General features: G+C 43.0%; 18 protein-coding genes, 1 other RNA gene and 2 pseudogenes. 17 read left to right on the plus strand and 4 right to left on the minus strand.

All coding sequences use genetic code 11. The annotated features are described in order from the left end of the window. The first annotated feature begins 17 nt into the window (after positions 1-17). The 12 genes and pseudogenes from eno (at position 18) to tnpB (ending at position 10,596) form a co-directional block, all read left to right on the plus strand. Positions 18-1,304, plus strand: coding sequence for a phosphopyruvate hydratase (gene eno / locus ACH33_RS02395; RefSeq protein WP_057897568.1), 1,287 nt, complete (start codon positions 18-20; stop codon positions 1,302-1,304). A gap of 167 nt (positions 1,305-1,471) precedes the next feature. Next, a complete protein-coding gene (locus tag ACH33_RS02400) occupies positions 1,472-1,906 on the plus strand; it encodes a Fur family transcriptional regulator (protein WP_057897569.1) in 435 nt (144 codons plus the stop codon). Between the two features lie 79 nt (positions 1,907-1,985). Further along, positions 1,986-2,219, plus strand: a complete 234-nt coding sequence (secG, locus tag ACH33_RS02405) for a preprotein translocase subunit SecG (protein WP_057897570.1) — start codon at positions 1,986-1,988, stop codon at positions 2,217-2,219. A 100-nt stretch (positions 2,220-2,319) separates the two neighbouring features. Next, positions 2,320-3,045 (plus strand): alpha/beta hydrolase, encoded by a 726-nt coding sequence (locus ACH33_RS02410; protein ID WP_057897571.1) that lies wholly within the window; start codon positions 2,320-2,322, stop codon positions 3,043-3,045. Next, positions 3,035-3,787, plus strand: a complete 753-nt coding sequence (locus ACH33_RS02415) for an alpha/beta hydrolase (RefSeq protein ID WP_057897572.1) — start codon at positions 3,035-3,037, stop codon at positions 3,785-3,787. Before ACH33_RS02410 ends, ACH33_RS02415 begins: the two co-directional genes overlap by 11 nt. Before the next feature lie 67 nt (positions 3,788-3,854). Then, entirely contained in the window at positions 3,855-6,149 is a 2,295-nt protein-coding gene (gene rnr / locus ACH33_RS02420) for a ribonuclease R (protein ID WP_409359914.1), read from the plus strand. Positions 6,150-6,362: 213 nt separating this feature from the next. Beyond that, positions 6,363-6,827 carry an SsrA-binding protein SmpB gene (gene smpB / locus ACH33_RS02425; protein ID WP_057897574.1) on the plus strand — a complete coding sequence of 155 codons (465 nt, stop codon included), beginning with the start codon at positions 6,363-6,365 and terminating at the stop codon, positions 6,825-6,827. A gap of 118 nt (positions 6,828-6,945) precedes the next feature. Further along, positions 6,946-7,304, plus strand: a transfer-messenger RNA (tmRNA) gene (gene ssrA, locus ACH33_RS02430). 262 nt (positions 7,305-7,566) lie between these two features. Further along, positions 7,567-7,983 carry an IS200/IS605 family transposase gene (tnpA, locus tag ACH33_RS02435; protein ID WP_082705853.1) on the plus strand — a complete coding sequence of 139 codons (417 nt, stop codon included), beginning with the start codon at positions 7,567-7,569 and terminating at the stop codon, positions 7,981-7,983. Then, positions 7,983-9,077, plus strand: coding sequence for an RNA-guided endonuclease InsQ/TnpB family protein (locus tag ACH33_RS02440; RefSeq protein ID WP_057897575.1), 1,095 nt, complete (start codon positions 7,983-7,985; stop codon positions 9,075-9,077). Before tnpA (ACH33_RS02435) ends, ACH33_RS02440 begins: the two co-directional genes overlap by 1 nt. Before the next feature lie 211 nt (positions 9,078-9,288). Continuing rightward, positions 9,289-9,489: pseudogene (gene tnpA / locus ACH33_RS02445) on the plus strand (IS200/IS605 family transposase); the annotation flags it as partial. A 7-nt stretch (positions 9,490-9,496) separates the two neighbouring features. After that, positions 9,497-10,596, plus strand: a pseudogene (gene tnpB / locus ACH33_RS02450) (IS200/IS605 family element RNA-guided endonuclease TnpB). Between the two features lie 1,048 nt (positions 10,597-11,644). On the opposite strand, the gene ACH33_RS02455 reads toward tnpB, so the two are convergent. Together ACH33_RS02455 and ACH33_RS02460 are read right to left on the minus strand one after the other, a co-directional pair. Beyond that, complete coding sequence (locus ACH33_RS02455; protein WP_057897577.1) at positions 11,645-11,941, minus strand: hypothetical protein; 297 nt, start codon at positions 11,939-11,941, stop codon at positions 11,645-11,647. A gap of 329 nt (positions 11,942-12,270) precedes the next feature. After that, entirely contained in the window at positions 12,271-13,317 is a 1,047-nt protein-coding gene (locus ACH33_RS02460) for a S8 family peptidase (RefSeq protein ID WP_057897578.1), read from the minus strand. A 21-nt stretch (positions 13,318-13,338) separates the two neighbouring features. On the opposite strand from ACH33_RS02460, the gene ACH33_RS19015 reads away from it, so the two are divergent. The 3 genes from ACH33_RS19015 (at position 13,339) to ACH33_RS02470 (ending at position 14,713) form a co-directional block, all read left to right on the plus strand. Beyond that, complete coding sequence (locus ACH33_RS19015) at positions 13,339-13,512, plus strand: hypothetical protein (protein WP_156423989.1); 174 nt, start codon at positions 13,339-13,341, stop codon at positions 13,510-13,512. A gap of 88 nt (positions 13,513-13,600) precedes the next feature. Continuing rightward, on the plus strand, positions 13,601-13,861 hold the full coding sequence (locus tag ACH33_RS02465; protein WP_057897579.1) for a hypothetical protein: 261 nt from the start codon (positions 13,601-13,603) through the stop codon (positions 13,859-13,861). Positions 13,862-14,071: 210 nt separating this feature from the next. Next, positions 14,072-14,713 (plus strand): GDSL-type esterase/lipase family protein, encoded by a 642-nt coding sequence (locus tag ACH33_RS02470; protein WP_057897580.1) that lies wholly within the window; start codon positions 14,072-14,074, stop codon positions 14,711-14,713. Positions 14,714-14,912: 199 nt separating this feature from the next. On the opposite strand, the gene ACH33_RS02475 is transcribed toward ACH33_RS02470, so the two are convergent. Then, complete coding sequence (locus ACH33_RS02475) at positions 14,913-15,968, minus strand: RNA-guided endonuclease TnpB family protein (RefSeq protein WP_057897581.1); 1,056 nt, start codon at positions 15,966-15,968, stop codon at positions 14,913-14,915. A gap of 4 nt (positions 15,969-15,972) precedes the next feature. Then, positions 15,973-16,371 (minus strand): IS200/IS605 family transposase, encoded by a 399-nt coding sequence (tnpA, locus tag ACH33_RS18510; RefSeq protein WP_082705854.1) that lies wholly within the window; start codon positions 16,369-16,371, stop codon positions 15,973-15,975. A gap of 313 nt (positions 16,372-16,684) precedes the next feature. Between tnpA (ACH33_RS18510) and ACH33_RS19020 the strand changes: the two genes are divergently transcribed. Then, positions 16,685-16,858, plus strand: a complete 174-nt coding sequence (locus ACH33_RS19020) for a hypothetical protein (RefSeq protein WP_156423990.1) — start codon at positions 16,685-16,687, stop codon at positions 16,856-16,858. Between the two features lie 439 nt (positions 16,859-17,297). Further along, positions 17,298-17,741 carry a hypothetical protein gene (locus ACH33_RS02480; protein ID WP_057897582.1) on the plus strand — a complete coding sequence of 148 codons (444 nt, stop codon included), beginning with the start codon at positions 17,298-17,300 and terminating at the stop codon, positions 17,739-17,741. Positions 17,742-17,939: the final 198 nt, after the last annotated feature.

The raw sequence follows: 17,939 nt of genomic DNA on the forward strand, positions 1-17,939 counted from the left end.
TGAAGGAGATGAAACAAATGACCATTATTTCAGATATTTACGCACGTGAAGTGTTGGACTCCCGTGGTAACCCGACGGTAGAAGTCGAAGTGTATCTTGAATCCGGTGCGATGGGCCGTGCGATGGTTCCATCCGGCGCTTCCACCGGTGCGCATGAAGCTGTAGAGTTGCGTGATGGTGAGAAAACGCGTTATCTTGGTAAGGGCGTATTAAAAGCAGTAGATAACGTAAACAATATCATTGCTCCTGAACTTGAGGGCTTTGACGCACTGGCTCAAGTGGATATTGACAACCTGCTGATTGAGCTTGACGGCACAGACAACAAAGGCAAATTAGGCGCAAATGCTATTTTGGGCGTATCCATGGCAGTGGCGCGTGCCGCAGCCGATGCGTTGGGCGTTCCGCTGTATGCATACTTGGGCGGGTTTAATGCTAAGACCTTGCCGGTGCCGATGATGAATATTTTGAATGGCGGCGCACACGCGGACAACAATGTGGATATTCAAGAATTTATGATTATGCCTGTGGGCGCAGATAATTTTGCGCATGCATTGCGTATGGGCGCGGAAGTATTTCATAATCTGAAAGCTGTGTTAAAAGAAAAGGGATTGAATACAGCTGTAGGCGATGAGGGCGGTTTCGCTCCTAACTTGTCTTCAAACGAAGAAGCGCTACAAACTATCATCGCCGCTATTGAAAAAGCGGGTTATAAACCAGGTGAAGACATTATGCTGGCGCTGGATGTCGCTTCCACTGAGGTGTACAAAGACGGCAAGTATGAGTTGGCTGGCGAAGGCATTACAAAAACGACGGATGAAATGATCGACTATTTGGAGATGCTTGTTAACAAATATCCGATCATCTCGATCGAAGATGGTCTGGCTGAAGACGACTGGGATGGCTGGAACAAGCTGACACAACGTCTGGGCGATCGTGTACAGCTGGTCGGCGACGACTTGTTCGTAACGAATACAAATCGTTTGTCTCAAGGTATTGAACAGGGGACAGCCAACTCTATTTTGATTAAGGTAAACCAAATCGGTACGTTGACCGAAACGTTCGACGCGATCGAAATGGCGAAGCGCGCAGGCTATACGGCAGTTATCTCCCATCGTTCCGGCGAGACGGAAGATTCCATCATCGCCGATATCGCCGTGGCTACAAACGCTGGTCAAATCAAAACTGGCGCGCCTTCCCGCACAGACCGCGTAGCGAAATACAACCAGTTGCTTCGCATCGAAGACGAATTAGCGTATATTAGTAAGTATGCCGGCCGTGCAGCGTTTTACAATCTCAAGAAATAATCGGTATTAACGCGTAATAAAAGAGACCTGTCATCCGGATTTCCCTGTGGGGAGGACGGTGACAGGTTTTTTTGGTTTTTCTTAATTATATGATCTTCAGAATTGTCTATTTGTAATGATTTTTTACAGATAGTATATTATAATAAAAAATAAAGGAGGAGCGGACGATGAACTCGAATATCATCGACACGGTCATTGCCCGCATTAAGGAACGGGGCGGACGGGTGACCGTGCAGCGTTTGGCGATTATCAATGTTCTTATGCGCCTGAACCATCCGACGGCAGAAGAGATATATCATTTCATGCGCGATGACTTTCCGACCCTGTCGTTTACCACTGTTTATAATACGCTAAAATCGTTAAAAGAGCTTGGTGTTGTACATGAACATTATCAAGATGAGCGTTCCCGTTTTGAAATTACTGAAGAAGCGCATCATCACTTTCACTGTATAAAATGCGATAAGCTGATCGACATAAGTCCTGATAAGATTTCACTACAAGTAACGCCGGAAGTTGAAGAAGAGTTTTCCCCGATAGAGTCACGGGTGATGCTTGAGGGTGTTTGTCCTGCTTGTCGCGCGCAGAACAAAGGCAAGCCTTGAAGACGGCATTCCTTTATGGTACATTATGAAATGATAAACAATTATAAAATGGATTGCTCCGTTTTTGGGAGGAAGAAGAATGACAGTATTCTTAAAGGTTTTACTTGTAGTTATCTCGATTTTGCTTATCGCGGTCGTGTTGCTTCAATCTGGAAAAAGCGCCGGTTTGTCCGGTTCGATTGCGGGTGGGGCTGAACAGATTATAGGTAAAGCGAAAGCGCGGGGCATTGACGCCTTGTTGAATAAATTAACCGTAATATTGGCAACATTGTTTATGATTCTTGCGATTGTGGTCGCGTATTTTTTGCGTTAGTCTGCATATTGGGAATAAGTGGACAGGTAACATGATACAGGGGGAAACAGCAAGTAGCATACTTGCTGTTTTTCTTTATCTACAGGGGAGGACGATAAGCATGATTGGGTGCTTGTTAATTCATGGTTTTACTGGAAGTCCGTACGAAGTAGAACCGATCGCCCGGCATTTTGAAGGCCGCGGCTGGCGGATTGAAGCGCCGGTGTTGGCAGGGCATGATGGTCACGAATTGTCGTTGCGGCAGGTCACATGGCAGGATTGGATTCGTTCCGCTGAAGAAGTGCTACAGGATATGCTCTTGACGTGTCGCAGCGTTTATGTGGTGGGTTTTTCTATGGGAGGACTTATCGCGGCCCATCTTGCAGCTCGTTATCCAGTCGATAAACTGGTGCTGCTGAGCGCCAGCCTGTTTTATATTAACCCGCGCCAGCTTTTTAAAGACGCGGCCAATATTATCAAACAACATTTTACAACGGGCGCTGACGCGAAGGAGGTGTATCGCCGATATTTGCGTAAAGCGACTTCCACGCCGCCGCGTGCAGTGATTCACTTTCGTCATTTGGTCAAAATATTGAAACAGGAGCTTCCGCATGTTACTGTTCCCACTCTCATTATCCAGGGGGGGAAGGATGATCTGGTAGAGCCGCGCAGCGCCGAGTATATATACAGCACCATTCGTTCTGAGGAGAAGTACCTGCATATTCTCCCTGAATCGAAACATATTATTTGTCATGATTGCGAACAGGAACAATTGCTTTCGCTTATTGATAATTTTTTAGATCCAGGTCATCACGAGCATGAAGGAGAGATAAAAAGTGAAAGCTAAACCCCGTTCTCCGGAAACATTCTTATATCCGGGCGGTGAGGCAGGATTGCTTTTGTTGCATGGATTTACTGGAAGTACCGCCGAAATGCAGCCGATGGGACGCTATTTCCAGCGTTTTGGTTATACGGTTTACGCCCCGCTTTTGGCTGGGCATGGAACCACACCCGAGCAGATGGCAAAAACACGTTGGCCGGACTGGTGGCAAAGCGCGGTAGACGGATATGAACGACTTGTTCGGGAAGGATGCAGGCAGATTGTGGTAGCCGGTTTGTCCATGGGAGGGCTTCTCGCGCTTAGGCTTTCGTATTATCGTCCTTTGCAGGCCGTTGTTTCGTTAAATGCTCCGGTTGATGTACGGGACAAACGGATTCGCTGGGCTAAGTACGTCCACTATGTACGCCCCTATATTCCTCGTTCCGAAGCGAAAGAAGCGCATATTGAATCCGAATTATTCCCTTATGAAAGAAGTCCGGTTGTCTGCATCGCTAGCCTTTGGGAATTTATGATGCTGGTGAAAAAAGAGTTGAGAAGGGTAACGGCTCCGACACTTGTGATTCAGTCGACGAACGACGAGACGATCGAGCCAGTGAGCGGGGATTATATTTATTCCCATATTGGTTCAAAATATAAAGAAATAAAACATTACCATAAATCCGGACATATTATTACACTGGATAAAGAGCGGGAGCGTGTTTTTCAGAGCGTGTCTGATTTTTTGCAAAAGATTTTGAACAAAGAATGAAGAGGAACGTTTATCTTAAGTAAAGGAGAGGATGGATGTGGCAATAGAAGCAGATATTTTACAGTTTATGCGCGAACGAGCGACTCGTCCCATGACGGTTCATGAGTTGGAAGAAGCGCTGGGCGTTACGTCGGCCAGTGATTTTAAAGAATTTATCAAAACGCTAAACCACCTTGAAGATACCGGACAGATTATTCGCACGCGCACGAATCGTTACGGTGTACCGGAGAAAATGAACCTGATCCGCGGTCGCCTGCAGGCGCACGCCAAAGGATTCGGGTTTGTACTGCCAGAAGAAGAGGGCATGCCTGACATTTATATTCATGCCAACGATATGAATGGTGCGATGAATGGGGATGTAGTGCTGGCGCGTCTGAACCAAAATACGAGGGGACCGCGATTGGAAGGCGAGATTGTACGGATTGTAGAACGGGCCAATCATACGGTGGTTGGCACCTATCAGGATGAAAAACACTACGGTTTTGTGATGACGGATGATAAGCGGATTACGAAAGATATTTTCATTCCGAAAGGCGAATCCATGGGTGCGGTAGATGGACACAAAGTCGTTGTGGAAATCGTGCGTTATCCGGAGACCGGGCGAGGGAACCCGGAAGGAAGAGTCATTGAAATTCTAGGGCACAAAAATGATCCAGGTGTCGATATTCTTTCTATTATTCGCAAGTACGGGCTCCCTGAAGCGTTTCCGGAAGCGGTTATGCGGGAAGCGGAAGCTGTGCCGGATACGATTAGCGAAGAGGAAATGAAGGGACGGCGCGACCTGCGTGATCGGGTTATGGTCACGATTGACGGCGCGGATGCCAAAGACTTGGATGATGCGGTGTCAGTGGAGATTCTCGAAAACGGGAACTATCGTCTTGGTGTTCATATTGCTGATGTAAGCTATTATGTGAAAGAAAATTCTGAGCTGGATATGGAAGCGTTCCGCCGGGGTACGAGCGTATATTTGGTTGACCGCGTCATTCCTATGCTGCCGCATCGACTGTCGAACGGTATTTGTAGCTTAAACCCGAAGGTGGATCGGCTTACGTTAACATGCGATATGGAAATTGACGACGAAGGAAATGTGGTTACCTATGAAATATACGAAAGCGTCATCCGCACAAACGAAAGAATGACCTACTCTGATGTGTATAAGATTCTTGAGGAAGATGATCAAGAATTAAAGGAACGATACAAGGAATTGATCCCGCATTTTGAAGCGATGAAAGAGCTTGCGCTGCGCCTGCGTCGCTATCGTATGGAGCGTGGCGCGATCGACTTTGATTTCGGGGAAGCAAAAATTCTGGTAGATCCGGAGGGAAATCCGACGGAAGTGCGACTGCGTGACCGGACAATTGCTGAGCGGATAATTGAAGAGTTTATGTTGAAGGCGAATGAGACGGTAGCCGAGCATTTCCACTGGATGAATGTGCCGTTTATTTACCGGGTTCACGAGGAACCGGACGCAGATCGTCTGCAAACATTCCTTGAATTTGTGACCAACTTCGGTTATTTTGTACGCGGAAAAGCCAATAATATCCATCCGCGTGCGCTTCAAACATTGCTTGACCAGGCCAAAGATACGCCGGAAGAAACGATCATTTCCAAGGTGATGTTGCGTTCTATGAAACAGGCGAAATACGACGCGGAAAACCGCGGTCATTTTGGTCTGGCGGCTGAGTTTTATACTCATTTTACTTCGCCGATTCGCCGTTATCCGGACTTAGTTGTGCACCGCATGATTCGTGAATCGCTGAAGCTGGGCGGATTTACGCCGGAGCGCATTGCAGAATGGCATATGAAGATGCCTTCCATTGCAGAACAGTCGTCCGAGCGCGAGCGCAATGCGGTGGACGCTGAGCGGGAGACGGATGATTTGAAGAAAGCGGAATACATGTTGCAGCACATGGGCGAAGAATTTGATGGCATCGTCAGCAGCGTTGCTTCGTTCGGTATGTTCGTTGAATTGCCGAATACGATCGAAGGCATGGTACATATTAGCTACCTTACAGATGATTATTATGATTTTCATGAAAAGCAATATGCGTTGATCGGTCAGCGAACCGGACGCATGTTCCGCATCGGGGATGAAGTGCGTGTGCGAGTTGTAAACGTGGATGTAGACGAACATACGATTGATTTTGAGGTCGTAGGACTGAAAAGAAGCAAATCGCCAGGCCGCGGCGGGAAAGACAAAGTAAAAGTCATCACCGCTACAGGCAGCGAACGCAAACACCGGGGCAAAGGAAAGCCTGCCCAGGGCAAGGAAAATCCGTTCTGGATGGAATTTATAGAGAAGAAGAAAAAGAAGAAAACCAGCGTCCCGAAATCCATAAAAAAGAAAAAGAAGAAGAAGTAGGAGTGCGTAAACGGGAAGATTAACAAATACGTTTCTTCTTCCTAGGCATTGCAAGCAATCAAAAGCTTGTAGGACGTATCTCGCCGCCCATTTCTTTCAGAAGGAGCATGTGGTTGCGCGGTGTGTCGACCGTCCATATGACTTTTTCAAAAGACAGTTTTTGTGGTACTATGTATAAATACGAGAAAATGCTGGTGGAGGAAGGTTTGGGCGATGAGTAACGAAGGAATCAAGGTGTTGGCGCAAAACAAAAAAGCGCGTCACGATTATTTTATTGAAGAAACGTATGAAGCGGGGATTGCCCTTACCGGAACGGAAATTAAATCCATTCGCAAAGGGCGAGTAAACTTGCGAGACGGTTTCGCGCGGATTAGAAATGGAGAAGCGTGGCTGTATAATGTGCATATTAGCGAATACGAGCAGGGTAACCGTTACAACCATGATCCGCTTCGTACGCGCAAGTTGCTTTTGCATCGTTCCGAGATTAACAAGTTGCTCGGTCAGACGAAAATGGAAGGCTATTCTTTAATTCCTTTGCGTCTGTATCTCAAACGTGGGTTTTGTAAAGTGGAAATCGGGCTGGCAAAAGGCAAGAAGAAATACGATAAGCGCGAATCGATAAAACAACGCGACGCACAACGGGAAATGCAACGCGCGTTACGTGCCCGAAACAGATAATTTCAGGAATTTTTTGGCATACATGTTGCTTTATATATTGAGATATGCTATACTCATTATAGCATTTGATAGCGATAAGTTATGATTGCTCTGCTTCCCAGGAGCGACCCTTTTTCACGGGGGCGTTCTGGATTCGACGGGGATGGTTCGAGCATGAGTAGCGAGCCGGTGGGTTGCGAAACCGTCAACAACGCAAGCGTAAATATAAACGCTAAAAAAGAATCTTACGCTTTAGCTGCCTAATTGCGGCTAACCCTTATCGCTCCATCGCCCGTGTGGGGTGACTAAGGGCCAACCTTAGCGGGCTACGCCCAAGGCTTCCGTCTGCAGCCGAGGGAAGAGAACAATCAGACTAGCCTATCGGGTAGTGGGTCATCTGGCAGCCTGGTAGGTGAAATGCTCACAGGTGACTGCGCTCGGAGAAGCTCATGTGGTCGGAGTCTTCGGACGTGGGTTCGATTCCCACCGCCTCCACCATACATAGTGTGGAGTTTTTATTAGTAATTATGTGACATAAAGCATAAAATTTCCGTTTGGAAACTTTATGCTTTATTTTATTTTAGGATTGCGGACGGGAATCCTCTGCCTCTTTAGAGGAGAGATGAGAGTCCGCTTTGCCCTTGTAATCCCCCTTGCGGGGATTACAAGGGCAAATTTTTTGTTATTTTCACTGACTATATGTAATTGAAAACGCTCAATATAATACATGTTAAACAGCTTTTTGTGCTATACTATATGTATGAAAAAATCTACCATAAAACATGCTCGAACCTGTGTCTACAATGTTAATTATCACATCGTTTGGTCTGTAAAATACCGAAGAAAAGTACTCACTTCCGAGATAGAAGGCTACTTGAAAGACCTTTTTCAAGAAATCGCACAGGAAAAAGAGTTTGAAGTCGTCATGATGGAAGTCGGCGAACAAGACCACATTCACGTTTTTGCTTCTGCTCATCCAAAGATCCCCCCCTCGTATATTGTGAAAATGCTGAAAGGAATTTCTGCTCGTAAACTGTTTTTGAAATTTCCACAACTGAAAAAAAGATTATGGGGCGGTCATCTTTGGAACAGTAGCTTTTACATCGAAACCATTGGTTCGATCTCAGAAGATGTAATTCGCAATTATATCGAAAATCAGAAAAAAGGAGATTCGTAATGCTACGAACGTATAAGTTTCGTATTGAGCCAACCAAAGAACAGCGAGAAAGAATAAACGAAACGCTCATGTATTGCCGATGGCTCTATAACGCCTTGCTTGAACAGCGAATTACGGCGTATAAAAAGTGTGGTGTATCCCTGACGTTCTATTCCCAAAAGAAAGAGTTACCTGCGCTGAAAAAGGTGTGTGAAGAGTATAAGGATGTTCATTCGCAAGTCTTACAAAACGTAGTCGAACGTCTGGATAAAGCGTATCAAGCCTTTTTCAGACGGTTGAAGCGTGGCGAAAAAGCAGGATTTCCTCGCTTCAAAGGGATGAATCGCTATCACAGTTTCACGTATCCGCAATCAGGATTTTCACTCGAAGGAAAGTACATCACGCTGTCCAAAGTTGGAACCGTTCGAATCAAACTACATCGTCAAGTGCAAGGTATAATCAAAACGTGCACAGTCATCGCTAAAAATGGACGATATTATGTTTGTTTGTCCTGTGAAATGGAAACAAAAACGCAATCAACAGGGAAAAAGATCGGTGTAGATTTGGGCTTACAGCATCTGGCGATCACATCGGATGGTGATTTTTATCATGTCCCCAAGTATTTGCGTAAAAGCGAGCGACAACTCAAAAAGTTACAGCGTATCGTATCAAGGCGAAAGAAAGGGTCAAACCGCCGTAAAAAGGCTGTGGCACTCCTCGCCAAGAAGCATGAGTACATTGCGAATCAGCGCAGAAATAATGCTCATCAGATTTCGCGTCAATTGGTCAATCGCTATGATTTGATCGCCTTTGAAGACTTGAAAATCACAAACATGGTGAAAAATCATCATCTTGCAAAGAGTATTGCAGACGCAGGGTGGAATCAACTTGTGCAGTTCACCACTTACAAGGCTGAAAGTGCTGGTAAGCGTGTTGTTCTGGTTGATCCACGAAACACAAGTCAACAATGCTCAAGCTGTGATGAAATCGTAAAGAAAACATTGGCTGTACGGACACATCGTTGCCCTTCTTGTGGATTTGAATGTGACCGTGATGTAAATGCCGCCAAAAACATTCTCAAACGGGCAGTACAACAACTACAAAACGTGTCGTAAGACACGCTAGGCTAGGAACTAGCCTTCGTGGAGAGTGCGACAATAGTCGGCTCGATGAAGCGAGAAGCTCTCCAATTTATTGGAGAGAGGTTCACGGATAAAAAAAGAGGTAGTTCAAGTATTCCGGGATATTTGGAAGAAGCTGATGAATCGAAGATTAAATAGAAATTAATAAATCAACAAAAAGCTTTTAAGCTCTCTATAGCTTTATTGTAATCTACAACACTTAATTCCAAATATTATCAAAACGTTAAAAGGAGTTTCAGCAAGGTTGCTATTTAAAGAGTTTCCCCAGTTAAAAAAGAAACTATGGGGAGGGGATCTTTGGAATCCATCCTACTTTGTGGCAACGGCTAGCGAACATACAGAAACGCAGATACGACAATACATTCAAAATCAGAAAGTGAGGTGAAAAGACAATGGTAGTCAATAAAGCATACAAATTCCGTATCTATCCAAACAAAGAACAAGAAGTCTTAATCGCTAAAACGATGGGATGTAGTCGATTTGTGTTTAACTACTTCTTAGCAAAGTGGAACGAAACGTACAAAGCAACAGGCAAAGGGTTGTCATATGGAGCCTGTTGTTCTGAATTGCCGAATCTGAAAAAAATTACCTTGGCTAAAAGAAGTGGACAGCATCGCCATTCAGTCGTCAGTAAAAAATCTTGCCGATGCTTACTCACGATTTTTCAAGAAACAGAACGATGCACCACGTTTCAAAAGCAAAAAGAATAAGGTTCAGTCTTATACAACGAAACACACCAACGGAAACATTGCGATTGTAGAAAACAAAATTAAACTTCCGAAGCTTGGGCTTGTTCGTTTTGCGAAATCAAGAGAAGTGGAAGGTCGGATTTTACATGCTACGATTAGACGCAATCCTTCTGGTAAGTACTTTGTCTCTATCTTGGTTGAAAACGATGTACAACCATTGCCGAAAACAAACAGCGAAGTTGGAATTGATGTTGGCCTCAAAGAATTTGCTGTTCTTTCGACAGGTGAAGTGTTCGAGAATCCAAAATTTCTACGGAGTATGGAGCAAAAACTCAAACGCGCTCAACGCATTCTTTCTAGACGTATGAAAGGTTCTTCAAATTGGAATAAGCAACGGATGAAGGTTGCCCGAATCCATGAACGTATTGCAAATGCTCGAGAAGACTACTTGCAAAAGATTTCAACGCATATTGTCAAAAACCACGACATGATTGCGATTGAAGATTTGCAAGTGTCTAATATGATGAAGAATCATAAACTTGCCAAAGCGATTAGCGAGGTGTCTTGGTATCAATTCAGAACGATGCTTGAATACAAAGCAAAGTGGTATGGTCGCACTGTTGTTGTCGTAGGCAAAATTTGCTTCCTCTCAGATCTGTTCATGTTGCGGATACCAAAACAAAGAAGTTAAAAATCTTACCTTGCGACAATGGGAATGCCCGGAATGCAATACTTCCCATGACCGCGATGTAAACGCAAGTTTGAATATTCTTGCCGAAGGCAAAAGACGACTATCTGCATAATTGCAGGAACCGCAGGAACTGCGGGGATAGCTTGGGGTACATCATGTACTAATTCTGCTCGGTAGAGCGGACTAGCCAAGAATCTCGTGGCTTTAGCTATGAGAGGTTCAATTATCAAGGTTATTGCTTTAACAAAAAGAAAAAAGTTATGTAAATATCGAATGATGCCAACCGAATTTTCAAAAGCCACGAATAATGACCGAGACATAGGAACGGACAAGTAAAAACAGGCATAGAAATTAAAAGCTTATTCAAAAAAAGTCAATCTGTATTTATTATCAGATTGGCTTTTTTCATTATTTGTAAGTGACAAGCCTGAAACCTTGAAAAAAGACGGTGACCTAACACTCGTCTGTACTTATCTACGTAGTATGCAGTATAGCGTTCAATTCATTGAACATGGGAGGTGATCACATGGGCTTTTTTGGTGACAGAGAGGAAATTGGTGTTATCCTTGTTCTCTTTATCCTCTTGGTCATTATTGCGTGTGCATGTGACTAATAGGTAGGAAAGGATTCCCCTGTTCGTTATATAGCAGCAGGGGAATCTCCTAAGAAACAGTAGGAGAATTACCCCGATATCATTTCCAGAAAACTCAAATCCTCGGATCACTTTTGAGCGATTAAAAGTTATCCTTTTTTACATAACGGGGATATCAGACCACAAAAATGATTCCTATTTCTTCACAGGGGTATTTGTTTCTCTTAAAGAGAGGCATTCGCCTAACACTCGTCCATACCTACCTGAATAGCATGAATTATGTCTTCACCTAAACCTAAACAAGAAGAGAAGAGGACTTTGTGATGGCTTCTTTAGCGAATTTTCAATCCTTCTTACTTTCTTTATTCTTTTGGTGATTATTGTGTGTGCATGTGCCAAGTCATTGATAAGAGCGTCTGTTTTCACAAGGGAAGGAGCTCAAGTCATAAAAGACTGCCAGTAAAGACAACCTTTTTGTCATCCATCACGCACGCTGTCCTCGTTTATCGCAAAACAAAAAACCATGGATGTAGAGTCATCCATGGCAGATAAGAAACAACAGCCCCCCTTAAATGAACAAGAACGGGAATAAGAAAAAGCTGAATGGGAAGAAAAACCGACGGAAGAAAAAACGTCGTCTGCGTCTAAAAAATCTTTGTGCCGTATGAACATCTTCTGCTTTTGTGTTCACGTTCTTCTCCAGGAGTTTAACGGAAGGATCATTAACCGTATAATGGTCCGGCAGTAATACAATAGCGCCTTTGTTATTTACGCTTTCAATCTTTACGTGAAGGGCACCAGCCTTTGTATTAATTACCGTCCATTTCCCTATGTTTTTTGTTAATGTTCGACGAAGAGTAGGCATTCTTTGATTTCTCCTTTCTTGATAAATTCACTATAGGATATGAGGAAATACAACGTCTTGTCTTAGTTAAGTGCCCGAATAATCGTCCAGATTTGGTATCACATTCCTTTCGCCGAATGGACGAAAACAATGGATGATATCCTCAAAAAAGAAAGCATCAAATGTAGGCATACGTCCAGTTGTCGATATGTTTATAACGGTGTTCATTCCACTACGAAGCATTGACGAGACGGACATAGACTTCTGGTATAAACGGAACAGCATTCCTGTTGAATAAAAAAACGCTATGGATTGGTTTCCGTAGCGTTTTTTATCGCTAATGTAGAGTCTTATTCTGAAAGGGGAGAGAGATTCAGGAGCCCATGTCCGTATCCCTTCCGTACTCTACTTCGCTTGTTTAGGCGCTTTAAATAACTTTCAGCCTTAGCGCCATTCAGCTCAGGATGGCGGCTAAGCACGAGAGCCGCTCCACCGCTAACATGCGCGGCTGACATTGAGGTACCGCTCTCCGTCCTATATCCGCTTTTCCAGCTGCTTCTTATGTCTACACCAGGTGCCATCATGTCCACCGGGCCTCTTGTGCTCGAAAAGGAAGCCCGCTTCATCTCCTGATCAACCGCTCCGACTGAGATGACCCATGGAAAACGTGCAGGATAATCTACAAGTCCGCTGCGTTCCCCATCGTTTCCTGCCGATGCAACCAAAATCATTCCCTTCTGGTGAGCTTTTCGTGTGGCGTATTCCAGGGCGGCGTTATAGTTACGGTCTCCAAGGCTCATATTCAGCACTTGTATATGGTTATCCATCGCCCATTCGATGCCCCTGATTACATCACTAATTCTCCCGTTGCCGTCCCGATCCATCACTTTAATCCCATAGAGCTGCGCTTCTGGAGCAACTCCATAAAGGCCACCGGCTCGACCGTTAGCGGCAATGATACCAGCTACATGAGTGCCGTGTCCGTTATCGTCTGCAAAATTGCGACTTTGTCCAATGATATTATATCCTCCAGCAACACGGCCGCGCAGAGCCGGATGCGAGGAGGCAATGCCGGTATCCAGTACGCCTACACGAACGCCCTTCCCTGTACTTTTGGGCCAGGCGTCCGGTGCATGAACGGCCTGAATGTTCCAGGGAATGGGAGATGCAGACGGATTGAAGGTAGAGGGGGCGGCCCGGTGTACCCGGATTTGAATGTCCTCCTCAATAAGGGAAAAAGCGGGATGCTTACTAAAAAATTTGATGTTTTCAACATTAGCAACGATGAAGGGGAAATGCTTGTGGCAGTACAAAATCTCAATCCCATTCTGCTTCATACAGACTTTACGAGCTTGATTCATATTGGCTTTTACATGAATCAGATAACGTTTTGCCATAAATCAGCCTCCTCTTTCTACATGGTAGTACCAGTATATGAAAAATTGAGTGAATGGGGATGTAATAGGAGAAGGGAGATACCTAAATTTTTGCCCTATTTTATGGAAGAAGAGAAGGGATGTAAACAAAATCTTGCTGTATCCATTAGTAAACAAGCAAAAAAAATACTACATTTAACATTTTTAGGACAGTGAAATTCAAAATGTATGCTATTGCCTCGTTACATATCAAAACTTTTAACAATACAATATAGTATCTTACAAGATAGGGGTGAGTACTTGGATGAATATAAATGCTATTATTGAAATTGTTAAGAAGATTCCAAAAGACAAATGGAACGATGAAAAAACGATAAAAAAAGCAATAAAAGCTGCTGGAAAAGTACATGGAAAGACGTTTTCAGAGGCTGAACTTAACAAATATGTTCAGCAGTTTAGAAGTTTTTCTAAAGGTGGAGGCTCTCTTTCCTTGCTATCTATGCTTCTAAAAAGCGGAGTTAATATGGAACAGATTAATGACATTAAGAAAAAAATGCGAAGCTAAATAATTTCCGAACAAAAAATGATGGTAAAAGTGAAAAAGTACGCCGATATACAATTTCACTTTCATCTCCCTTTATCTTTCATATGAAGCACATCTCAATTCTCCGATGGATTTTAAATGAAGGTAGGAACGAAATATATACCGAATAGAAAATCACCCATTCTCCTATCATTAGTTTAAATAAAATCATAAGGGAAGAGGCAAAGAGAAATGAGGAAGGTGTTATCACCTCTACATTACACAGCCATAGGAGACTCTATTACCGCAGGGATTGGAGCTTGGTTTAATTATGGATATGCTCACCAGTATCGAGATTTTATAGAAAAAGATTGGAAAACACGTGTCATTTTTCGTAATTTAGGGCGGCCCGGCTGGACAAGTCAAGAATTGTTGCACAGGATCAGAAATGACATCACCTTTTTCAAAGCCATAAAGACAGCAGATATCATCACATGTTCCATTGGTGGAAACGATTTAATTCAGGCAGGTCGTGTTTATGATAAAACGAAGAATAAAAAAACAGTAGAAATAGCGCTTCAAAATTTTCAACGTAATTTCCTTTCCATTGATCAAAGTATTAAAAACATAAAAAAATCCTCCACTACCTCTTATATGATCTTCTATATCGAACTTTATAATCCGCTGCCTGAATTCCCTCTGGCTCGGCAGTCGGTGAAAAAACTAAATCGAATTCTCCATAAAGCAGCCGACTCCTATACAAAGATTGCCCCTGTATATGCAGCCTTTTTACATCATGAAAATACACTGTTATTTATTGATGGTAAGCACCCAAACTATAAAGGTCATCGAGTAATAGCAGAAACAATTAGAAGATTAGATTATAAACCTTAACACTTGTCTAACTACGTGCCCATCATCTCATGCATCTCTTATTTGACACTCCAAACGGCTGAAGCCGTGGGATTCTTGGTTCGTTAGCGTCCGCAGTCCGTTTCCGTTTTGGACAACGCCCAAGTTCGAGGGTGTGTCATCACCCCGTCCCATGTGGTTAGAGTGTACCCACACGGGCGGCGTACCTGTTACCAGTACGCTAGGCTACTAACCCAGAAATGGCCTTTGCGATATTGATTGCTCCATTTAGATCCGCATGTATGGTGTATCCGCATTTTTTGCACTTGAAGTGTATACCGTTTCGGTTTGCCCTATCCCTATAACCGCATTTACAAGTTTGACTAGTGTAGTCTGGTTTAACTAATTCAAAGCGGATACCTACCATTTCTGCTTTGTACTTAATCATTTTCTGTAGCTGATAGAAAGCCCATGAATGAAGGTTTCTACCAGCTTCTTTTTTAGACTTTGCCCTATTTCGAATATCCGTCAAATCTTCCATTCGAATGATACCAACACCGTTGGTCAATGCGAAATCTACGATTTGACGGCTGATTTTATGGTTCTGATCTTTCATCCAACGAGACTCTTTATCTTTTGATTTTTTGATGGCGGAAAGTTTTTTCAGTTTACCTAGCTTTCTTCGTCTAGCCGCAAAACATCTACGAATAAAAGCAACTTGGTTTCCTTTGAAGAATAATGATTTTGTTCCAACACTGGCGACAGCTATGTATCTCAGTCCTAGATCAACTCCCATGACTTTAGTTTCTTTCCGTTGTTCTACTTCAAAAGTGATTGGAATGGCTAAGTACCATTTTTTCTTTTTCTTATACAGTTTAGCCGCTCCTTGTTTTGCCGTTCCGTTAATGATTCGATTAAGCCATGCTTGTTGATATGGACGTGCTACAACGGGTACACCTATTATTTTCTCTAATGTTGGAAAAGCAACCGTGTAGAAATCTCCTTTCTTTTCTACTTTTAAGTTTTGATTATTAAAGCAACACCATAGTTTTCTAAACGTCTTTGCCTTCTGATTTTTCTTTTGGGACTTTACTTCTCGAATAGTCTGATTAACGATAGCAGAAGGAAACTTTTGTGACGAAAAGTCTTTAAATATCTTGCTCGTTGCTTTGTTTAATTCAGGATGATGCAATAGCCAATTAGCAAATTCTGTGTTCAATTCTGTCATTCGTTGGTACATTTCCTGTTTGACTTGAGTCGGTTTGTGTAGTTCTAGCCTTAGTGTGATCGTTGGCATCGATTCACCCCCTTTTCTTTTGAGATTCCACATAGCGTTTGATTGTTTCACTTGATACATTCCCTGCTGTACTAACGAAGAAAGAGCGTGTCCAAAGACTTGGCAGATGAGACAGGTGTTTAAATTCCTGTCTTAATCGTCTGGAAGTCACTCCTTTCACTCTTGCCATAATATCTGATGGAGAATCAGAGGGAAGACAATTCAAGAACAAATGGCAATGATCAGGCATCACTTCCATAGCAAGAATGATCCAATCATTCTCTTGGCAAATTTCTTCTACTAACTGCTTGAATCGCTCTTCCACTCTGTTCACTAACACTTTTCTTCGATAACGTGGGCAGAAAACAAAATGATAGTTAATTAAAGATACAGTTGTTTTCGTTCTTCGATATTCTTGTTCCATATTATGGATCGTACCAGTTTAATAGTCATACTGCAACAATTAAAGATAAAAAATTGTTGCTCTAAGCAATCCCATGAAGGGATTATCGAGCAACGCTGTCTTTCACCCCACGATTCAAACCGTGGGCTTTCAGACGGTATTTTCTGTAATAAATGAAAATGTGCTTGGATAAAAAAAGTACCTCTAATTATCGGGCGTTATCTTCTATGCGCCCAATTTTCACATTATGCATATAAAGCGAGATACTAATATAACCATTGCTCTTACTCCACATAGTATGGAATTAGATGCCATGTGAAAAGGGGGGAAGAGAATGGGTCTTTTTGGTAGGAAACGATGTGAAGATGAAGAACAGCGGGAAACACGTAAATCAGCCAAAGGACGGCGTGAACGACGTGAAGAACAGCGGGAAACACGTAAATCAGCGAAGGAACAGCGTGAACCACGCAAAGAACGACGCAGAGAACGACGGGAATCACGTGAATAACACGAAATTAATTTCATGTTTGTTTTTTTATTCTTCTCGTGAGCCTTTCTTGTGCGGGTGAAAACGAACGGGGGATATGAATGAAGAATCCCCCTATTCACCGTGCAGGAAGGACAACCTTTAAGAAATAAAGGATAACAAAATCTAACAGATGCTATTACTGAAAAATCATACGTTCCCTCATTTTTGTACGCTCAAAAGTGGGTTTTTACATAAAGTAATAGGATTGGACAGTAATAAAATCTAAAGTTCCTATGTAGAAATGAACGTCAAATCATATTCCATACAAAAACAATGGCCTGGACTTTTCTCGTGTTCTTTCCTCTTTCTCCTTTTGTACGTTTATAAACTAGGTACATGCCTTATCTCTATTATGCCTTTTTTAACATACAATGAGTATGGGACCCAGCAGTACAAAAGAAAAAGGAGGTGTTTTGTCGTGAAGAAGGGCAGTCCAAACCGGAGAAAAGAGCTGCATGTCATCAACCAGCGATTATTAGGAATTAAAAATACGCTGCGTAAAATAGAAGGTAACATAATCGAGACAAAAGATGACAGGGAAAAACTTGAAAATACGTTGTATAACATTGAAGCTCATATTATGGAGACAAAGGATAATAGAGAAAAACTTGAAAATATCCTGGTAGAACTAGCAGAGGTTAAAAAGTATCTAGCCAAAAGAAACAATAGACAACCAAGAAAGCGGCGCGATAAGAGCAACGCGGAAGTTCAAACTGCCCCGGAAACCGCCCCGAAGAGTAGCCAAACAGCAGACACAGAAAAAAGCAGCCTGGGAAATTTACTTGACAATGTAGACCTTGCCCAGATTATAAAACTTTTGCAAAACCCGGTGGTGCAATCGATGTTAAAAAACATTTTATAGAAACAACTCGGATCAAGGGAGCCAGTATGCATCGAACGAGTATCAGGCCATTTTGCGACAACATGGAATGCAAACGAGCATGAGCCGAAAAAGTATGAGATTGTTAGCGTAAGCTAGCCAACCGCAGGAACTGTTGAGGTTATTCCCGTTTCACACAGGTTGTATTAAGATACATCCATCGTGAACGGAGAGTAGGCC

This window comes from Aneurinibacillus sp. XH2, assembly GCF_001439585.2.
Lineage (GTDB): Bacteria > Bacillota > Bacilli > Aneurinibacillales > Aneurinibacillaceae > Aneurinibacillus > Aneurinibacillus thermoaerophilus.